Raw genomic sequence first — 7,158 nt, 5'->3', positions numbered from 1 at the left:
TTGCCCGCGAACGCTGAGACAACCAATCAAAGACTGGCCCAAGACAAAAATCGCCAGCTCAAGACCCCTCCTGAAAACCATCATCTTCACGAATCCTTAAAGGCATTGCCCTAAAGGGCTAAACTACATACAAAGCCCCGTTGGAAAATCCCGGGCTTTTTCCAACGGGAATTCTGTTGCGACGGGAACTCAGGAACGTAATCTTCCGGCATGATTTTAGAAACTCTCTCGCTTGCGCAGATCGGTTACGTCCAAGGGGGCGGACAGGGGATGGGCGGCTTCTCGATGACTTATATTCTGATCATCGGCATTTCGATGCTGGTGAGTTTCCTCATCAGCGGGACTCTCAAGCGCCGTTTCGCCGAGTATTCGCAGATCCCGATCCGCATGACCGGTGCGGAGGTGGCCGAGATGATGTTGCGCCAGAACGGGATCAATGACGTGAAGGTCATTAGTGTGCCGGGGCAGCTCACCGACCACTATGACCCGCTCAAGAAGACGGTAAATCTCAGTGAAGGCGTTTACTCGATGAACTCCGTGGCCGCCGCCGCCGTGGCCGCGCACGAATGCGGCCACGCGGTGCAGCATCAGCAGGCGTATGCCTGGCTGGGCCTGCGCTCGAAGATGGTGCCGGCCGTCCAGCTTTCCAGCAACCTGCTCAACTACATGATGTGGGCGAGTCTTCTCGGCATGGGACTGTTTCACAGTTCGATCATGCTGTGGGGATGGGTGGTGCTTTTCGGGGTGACCACGGTTTTCTCGATCGTCACGCTGCCGGTCGAGTTCGATGCGAGCAAACGCGCGCTTGTCTGGATGGAATCCAGCGGCATTGCTTCGAGCATCGAGCATGAACGCGCGAAAAACGCTCTTTTCTGGGCCGCGATGACTTACGTCGCCGCCGCAGTGGGCTCCATCGCGCAGTTTCTCTACTTCCTGATGATGGCGCTGAACCGCAGGAACTGACCTAAGGAGCGTGGCACTTCGGGCCACGAAGCCGATGCGGCGCTAAAGGATCGCGCGAAGCTATTCTCTTTCGGCTGCCATCGGCCGGGTGGGCCACAGTCCCACCCTCCTTTGGCGCTTGCCCGCAAGTAGCGGCGCGGGACATGGTCCTTGCAGGCAATGAAGGATCAAATCGAAGAACTCGAACGCTGGGGAGCGGATGTGATCTTCGGTCGTGCCAAGGGCTTCCGGGCGACGCTCATGAGCTTCGCGATGAGGGTGTTTTCCGGGATTTTCCGGATCATCGTGCAACTGCGGCTGCGGCGGTATCGCAAGGGCTGGAAACCGCAGGCGCATCTCGGGACGCAGGTGGTGGCCATCGGCAACATCACGGTGGGCGGCACCGGCAAGACGCCGGTGGTGGAGCTGCTGGCGAGGTCGCTGCGCAACCGCGGGCGCAGCGTGGCGATCCTTTCCCGCGGCTACAAAAGCAAGAAACTCGACCGCCCGCAGAAGTGGCAGGACACGAAGGGCCGGCCGATTCCGGGGGAGAAAATGCCTAAAGTGGTATCGACCGGCAGCGCGCTTTTATTGGATTCGAAATACGCCGGCGACGAGCCGTTCATGCTCGCGAAGAACCTCGATGGCGTGGCGGTGGTGGTGGACAAGAACCGGGTGAAGGGCGGGCTCTTCGCGGTCGGACAACTCGGCGCGGATACGTTGTTGCTCGATGACGGGATGCAGTATCTCGATCTGGCGCACTCCATCGACATCGTGCTGATTGATTCCGGATCGCCGTTCGGGACGGAGGCGCTGCTGCCGCGCGGCACCCTGCGCGAGCCGCCGAAAAACCTGCGCCGGGCGAGCTACATCCTGATCACGAAGTGCGACGGTAGTTCTAACGACGCATTGATTTCCCGCATCCGGAAATTGAACAGAACGGCGGAAATCATCGAGTGCACGCACGGCCCGATCTATCTGGAAAACGTCTTCACACGCGAACGCCAGCCGTTGGAATTTCTCAAGGACAAGTGGGTGGGGGCGATCAGCGCGATCGCGGTGCCCGAGGCGTTCGAGGGGGCGTTGGAGAAATTGGGCGCGCGGGTGGAAATCCGGCGGCGTTTTTCCGATCACTATCGGTTTTCGCGGAAAGAGGTGGAGCAGTTCATGCAACGCTGCGTGGAGCGGGACATGCAGTTGATCGTGACGACGGAGAAAGACGCGGTGCGTTTCCCGAAGCCGGAGTCCATCGACGTGCCGGTGGTTTTCCTACGGATCGAGGTGGAGATTCTGAAAGGGCAGGAGATCTGGGATGATCTCATCGAGCGGATCTGCAACCCGCCGCCGGCGTTCCAGTCCGTGCTGCGGAACCGGGATGCGTATCGGCCGTGAGGCCCGTGGACTGCGTGCAGCCTGCTGCCGCTTTGAGGTTCGCAGCCTGCTGCGGCCTCTCAACGCCGCCCGACAGCAGGCTGTCCGGGCAAAAGCGGCAGCAGGCTGCACGCAGTCCAAGGCCTGGCGGCGATTGAATGCTTGATGCGGAGGCCCCGGCGGAAGATGTTAGCGGGATGCCGGATCAACTTCTGCACCAGCCACCGCCGGATGCGCCCGCGCCGCCGCCCAGTGAAGCTGCGCTGTACTCGCGGGAGAAGATGAAGTGGCTGATCCAAATCGGCGTGGGGTCGATGGTGTTGCTGCTGTTATTGTTTGTGTTGCAGAAAATGGGGAGAATGCGTGACCACGGCGAACGCGAAATTTACAATAACGCCCGGCAAGTCGGCATGGCGCTTTTTGAGTTTGAGACAGAGTATGGGCATTTCCCGGAAAGTTCCACGGTGGCGGAAGTGAAACGCAAGGGTGGTAGCTTGCTGACACTCGGCGGGCACTCTTCCAACGACCTTTTCGCGCAATTGTTCGCCGCCGGCATTGCCCAGTCAGAGTCTATGTTCTACGCGAAATCCAAAGCATCGAAAAAGCCTGACGCGATCTGGAATTCGGACGCGACCGTGTTGGCTCACGGCGAGTGTGGGTTCGCCTACATTTATGGACTCGCTTCAACGGGTGATCCAGACACTCCGTTGATTTTCGGCCCGGTGATTCCGGGAACCACGACCTTGGACCGCAAATCGAACGACGGGAAAGCAGCAGTGCTCAGAATGGACAACTCTGTGACGAGACTGCCGATCGATTCCTCCGGGAAGATCATCTACAAAGGCATGGACCTCCTCGATCCACGCCAGCCGTTCTGGCACGGCAAAGCCCCGGACGTGCGGTGGCCGAAGTAGCCGGGGGTAATTTTCCTCAGGCTGATACATCAAAGTGATCGGAAGATTTTCAGCCGCAAAAAGGCGAAAAAATACGAAAAAAGGGTGATGTGGCAGGTTCATTAAAACGGACCTGGTCCTTGGAAGGTGGGCCATCTTGAATAATCCGGATTTCTGTCCAAATCCAATGGGACGAATCGGATTTTTGCGCCCGTTTTTCACCTTTTAGCGGCTGAATTCTTCTTGGGTATCCAAGTTGCGCCGCCGCTGGAGATTTCCCGGCTTGATGTGAATGCCGGGTGCGGAGATGTTAGCGGGATGCCGGATCAACTTCAGCCACAGCCGTTTGATAGAGTCCATGAGCGGGAGCCGATCAACAAATGGATGTGGCTGTTGCTGGGAGCGAGCCTCATCTTTTCGGTGGGGGTAATCCTGCAGATGGTCGAGAGGCAGAGAAAAAAGGCGAATCAAACTTCGGCGGTCTGCAGTCTCATGGGCATCGGCATGTGCTTGTTCGAGTTTGAATCCGAGTATGGAAGGTTTCCCGACACGATGACCGCAATGGAACTCAAGCGGAAGACGGGCTCCTCACTCACGCTTTCCGACAAGACATCCAACGACGTTTTCGTCCAGATGTTGGTGTCGGGAGTAGCCACGACGGAATCAATGTTCTCCGGCTGCGCGGGGGGCATTTGGAAGCCAGATGGGAATTGGAGTTCTGATGCCACTGCCTTGGCGCACGGCGAAACGGGTTTTGCTTACGTTTCGGGCTTGTCGAGCAAGGGCAATCCCTCGATTCCAATCGTTTTTGGCCCCATCATCCCCGGAACGAAAACCTTGGATGTCAAAGCCTTCGACGGCAAGGCGGTCATTCTGAAACTGGACAATTCGGTGACTTCCGTGCCAATCGATGCTAGCGGAAAGATCATGTACCTGGGCCAGGATCTCCTTGATCCGGGCAACCCGATTTGGAACGGCAAAGCCCCGGACGTGCGGTGGCCGAAGTAGCCGGGGGAAATTTTCCTCAGGCTGATGCCTCAAAATGATCGGAAGATTTTCAGCCGCAAAAAGGCGAAAAATACGCAAAAAGGGTGATATGGCAGGTTCATTAAAACGGACCTGGTCCTTGGAAGGTGGGCCATCTTGAAAAATCCGGATTTCGGTCCAACGCCAATGGGACGAATCGGATTTTTGCGCCCGTTTTTCGCCTTTTTGCGGCTGAATTCTTCTTGGGTGTCCAAGTTGCGCCGGCGCTGGAGATTTCCCGGCTTGATGTGAACGCCGGGTGCGGAGATGTTAGCGGGATGCAGGATCTACTTCAGCCGCAGCCGTTTGAAAGAGCTCAACAGAGGGTGCCGATCAACAAATGGATGTGGCTGTTCCGTGGCGCGATCCTCATCTTTTCGGTGGGGGTCATCCTGCCGATGGTCAATAAGCAGCGGATGAAGGCAAATCAAACTTCGGCGATCTGCAGTCTCAAGGGGATCGGAATGTGTTTGTTCGAGTTTGAATCCGAGTATGGAAGTTTTCCCGACAGCACGACCGCAATGGAACTCAAGCGAAAGACGGGCTCCTCCCTCAAGCTTTCCGACAAGACATCCAACGACGTTTTCGTTCAGGTGTTGGCGTCTGGTATCGCCACGACGGAATCAATGTTCTCCAGCTGCACGGGGAGCACTTCGAAGTCAGATGGGAATTGGAGTTCTGACGCTACTGCCTTGGAGCACGGCGAAACGGGATTTGCGTATGTTTCCGGCCTTACGACGAAAGACAATCCATCGATTCCAATGGTGTTCGGCCCCATCATCCCTGGGACGAAAACCGTGGACTCCAAAGCGTTCGACGGGAAAGCGGTCGCTCTATGGTTGGATAACTCCGTGACTTCCCTCCCAATCGATGGCACGGGAAGGATCCTCATCAACGGACGCGACCTGCTTGATCCGGGCAACCCGATTTGGAACGGCAAGGCCCCGGATGTGCGGTGGCCGAAGTAGGTCGGGCGGTGTTTTAAAAAATTTCCCCTTTTTCGGATTGCCACCGGGGAAAGGCGTCCCTAGCTTCCGCCTCCCGCGACCTTTTAACCTCATTCCGAGATGTCCAAGCACAACAGCCTCAAGTCCAGCGCCACCGTCGGCGGCAAACGTTCCGTTCTCAAGCGCTTCGAGCGCGTCAAACTCCTCAAGGAGCGCGGCGAATGGAAAGCCGGCCGGTCCCCCGTCGGACTTCCGAAGACCAAGGGCGAAGGTTGATCCTTCTCCTCGTTTGAATTTCCAAAACGCGCGGATCCCACCGGGTTTCGCGCCTTTTGCATTTATATCCCCATGGCCACCAACGACGGCACCCGCCTCAACAAATACCTCGCGTCCTGCGCCGTGGGCTCGCGCCGCGCCTGCGACGAACTGATCAAGGAAGGCCGCGTGGAGGTGAATGGCAGCCCGTGCATCAACATGGGAACGCGCATTTCGCCCGGCGATCACGTGAAGGTGGATGGCAAACGGGTCGCTCCGCGCGAGACGATGATCATCGCATTTCACAAGCCGCGCGGATTCGTCTGCACGCGTGAGGACGAGCTCGGACGGGACACGATTTACTCGATGCTGCCGGCGTCGCTCCACTCGCTGCACCATGTCGGGCGGCTGGACATGGATTCGGAAGGATTGCTCATTCTGACGAACGACGGCGACCTTTCGCAGCAGTTGATGCATCCGTCGAAGTCGGTGGAAAAGGAATACCTCGTCACCTCGAACCAGGCGTTCGAGAACGCCCACCTCGACCAATTTCTCGAAGGGGTTTACACACCGGAAGGCCGCCTGAAGGCGAAATCCATTGAACGCCTTTCGTCGCGACGCATCAAGGTGGTCCTCGACCACGGCGCAAAACGCCAGATCCGCGTGATGTTCGACACGCTCGGCTATCAGGTGACCAAGCTGTTGCGCGTGCGCATCGGCGAATTGTGGCTCGGCGATCTGGAGCCCGGTGCCTGGGCCGCGCTCAATGCGGTGGAAGTCCAAATGTTGTTAGGAAATGCCAAGCCCGCGAAGAAGCGCGAGGCAACGGCCGAGCCTCGGAAGAAGAGGGCGGACTGAGTTTGTTCTGATCCGGGCAGGAGTCCGATTGCTATTTGTCCGAATGCCTCTCCAATGGGGTGGGGAATTCTCCCTCCGCCAAATGTAACAACTCTGTTCCGAAATTGTCCGGAACCGGAACCCCAAACCGCAACCCGCGGCTTGGCAATAGGGCCGCGCAACGGAATACTCCGGCCAAGTCATGCGCATCCTGGTCATAGAAGACGAGCCCCAGTTGGCCCGCCACGTCAGCAGTTCCCTGCACCGCGGCGGGCATGAGGTGCGTGTCGAACACGACGGAGCGGTGGGACTTGCAGCCGTGTTCAGGGATATGCCGGATCTGGTTGTGCTGGATCTGAACCTGCCCACCATGAACGGCATGGAAGTGCTCGCGGAAATGCGGAAAGCCCACTCGCCCTCGCGCGTGATCATCCTAACGGCTCTTGGCGAGGTGGACCATCGCATCAAGGGACTGAATGCCGGGGCCGATGATTATGTCGCGAAACCCTTTTCCATGGACGAGCTGAATGCCCGTGTCGAAGCGCTCGGCCGGCGAGGTGCCACGTCAACCGCGGAAGATATCCTCAGGGTCGCGGATCTGCACATGGACGTCCATCAGCGGAGAGTGTCGCGCGGGGCCGAGGCGATTTCACTTTCTCCCCGTGAGTTCGAGGTGCTGCAGGTGCTCATGCAGGAACCCGGCCGCGTGTTCACCCGCACCGAACTCTCGGAAAGAGTCTGGCAACGCGACCACGAGTATGATACCCGAACGATTGAAATCTTCATCGGCCGTCTTCGCAAGAAGGTCGATGCGGGATTTGAAACCCCTCTGATCCACACGATCCGCTCGATCGGCTACACCATCAAACCCACCGCTTGAGCCGCTC

General features: G+C 58.0%; 8 protein-coding genes. All 8 read left to right on the top strand.

What is annotated here, in order from left to right:
* Window positions 1-210: 210 nt before the first annotated feature.
* The 8 genes from ABIQ96_RS17010 to ABIQ96_RS16975 all read left to right on the top strand — a co-directional run bounded on the left by ABIQ96_RS17010 (window position 211) and on the right by ABIQ96_RS16975 (window position 7,151).
* The gene (locus ABIQ96_RS17010) at window positions 211-963 is read left to right on the top strand and encodes a zinc metallopeptidase (RefSeq protein WP_348215821.1); all 753 of its coding nucleotides are present in this window, start codon (window positions 211-213) and stop codon (window positions 961-963) included.
* A gap of 159 nt (window positions 964-1,122) precedes the next feature.
* Window positions 1,123-2,334 (top strand): tetraacyldisaccharide 4'-kinase, encoded by a 1,212-nt coding sequence (gene lpxK, locus ABIQ96_RS17005; protein ID WP_348215820.1) that lies wholly within the window; start codon window positions 1,123-1,125, stop codon window positions 2,332-2,334.
* A 260-nt stretch (window positions 2,335-2,594) separates the two neighbouring features.
* The gene (locus ABIQ96_RS17000) at window positions 2,595-3,227 is read left to right on the top strand and encodes a hypothetical protein (RefSeq protein ID WP_348215819.1); all 633 of its coding nucleotides are present in this window, start codon (window positions 2,595-2,597) and stop codon (window positions 3,225-3,227) included.
* A 222-nt stretch (window positions 3,228-3,449) separates the two neighbouring features.
* Window positions 3,450-4,214, top strand: a complete 765-nt coding sequence (locus tag ABIQ96_RS16995; protein WP_348215818.1) for a hypothetical protein — start codon at window positions 3,450-3,452, stop codon at window positions 4,212-4,214.
* A gap of 344 nt (window positions 4,215-4,558) precedes the next feature.
* Window positions 4,559-5,200, top strand: coding sequence for a hypothetical protein (locus ABIQ96_RS16990; protein WP_348215817.1), 642 nt, complete (start codon window positions 4,559-4,561; stop codon window positions 5,198-5,200).
* A 99-nt stretch (window positions 5,201-5,299) separates the two neighbouring features.
* Window positions 5,300-5,455 (top strand): small basic protein, encoded by a 156-nt coding sequence (locus tag ABIQ96_RS16985; RefSeq protein ID WP_348215816.1) that lies wholly within the window; start codon window positions 5,300-5,302, stop codon window positions 5,453-5,455.
* A gap of 72 nt (window positions 5,456-5,527) precedes the next feature.
* A complete protein-coding gene (locus ABIQ96_RS16980; RefSeq protein WP_348215815.1) occupies window positions 5,528-6,292 on the top strand; it encodes a pseudouridine synthase in 765 nt (254 codons plus the stop codon).
* 181 nt (window positions 6,293-6,473) lie between these two features.
* Window positions 6,474-7,151, top strand: a complete 678-nt coding sequence (locus ABIQ96_RS16975) for a response regulator transcription factor (protein WP_348215814.1) — start codon at window positions 6,474-6,476, stop codon at window positions 7,149-7,151.
* Window positions 7,152-7,158 lie beyond the last annotated feature (7 nt).

The sequence above is a fragment of the Luteolibacter sp. genome, from assembly GCF_039920825.1.
In the GTDB taxonomy this organism is placed as follows: domain Bacteria; phylum Verrucomicrobiota; class Verrucomicrobiia; order Verrucomicrobiales; family Akkermansiaceae; genus Luteolibacter.
This window is presented reverse-complemented; position numbering and strand designations above follow the sequence as displayed.

Excerpts from the sequence above, each read along its gene's own strand:
- ABIQ96_RS17010 (WP_348215821.1), top strand. The coding sequence starts at position 211 with ATGATTTTAGAAACTCTCTCGCTTGCGCAGATCGGTTACGTCCAAGGG.
- lpxK (WP_348215820.1), top strand. The coding sequence starts at position 1,123 with ATGAAGGATCAAATCGAAGAACTCGAACGCTGGGGAGCGGATGTGATC.
- ABIQ96_RS17000 (WP_348215819.1), top strand. The coding sequence starts at position 2,595 with ATGAAGTGGCTGATCCAAATCGGCGTGGGGTCGATGGTGTTGCTGCTG.
- ABIQ96_RS16985 (WP_348215816.1), top strand. The coding sequence starts at position 5,300 with ATGTCCAAGCACAACAGCCTCAAGTCCAGCGCCACCGTCGGCGGCAAA.
- ABIQ96_RS16980 (WP_348215815.1), top strand. The coding sequence starts at position 5,528 with ATGGCCACCAACGACGGCACCCGCCTCAACAAATACCTCGCGTCCTGC.
- ABIQ96_RS16975 (WP_348215814.1), top strand. The coding sequence starts at position 6,474 with ATGCGCATCCTGGTCATAGAAGACGAGCCCCAGTTGGCCCGCCACGTC.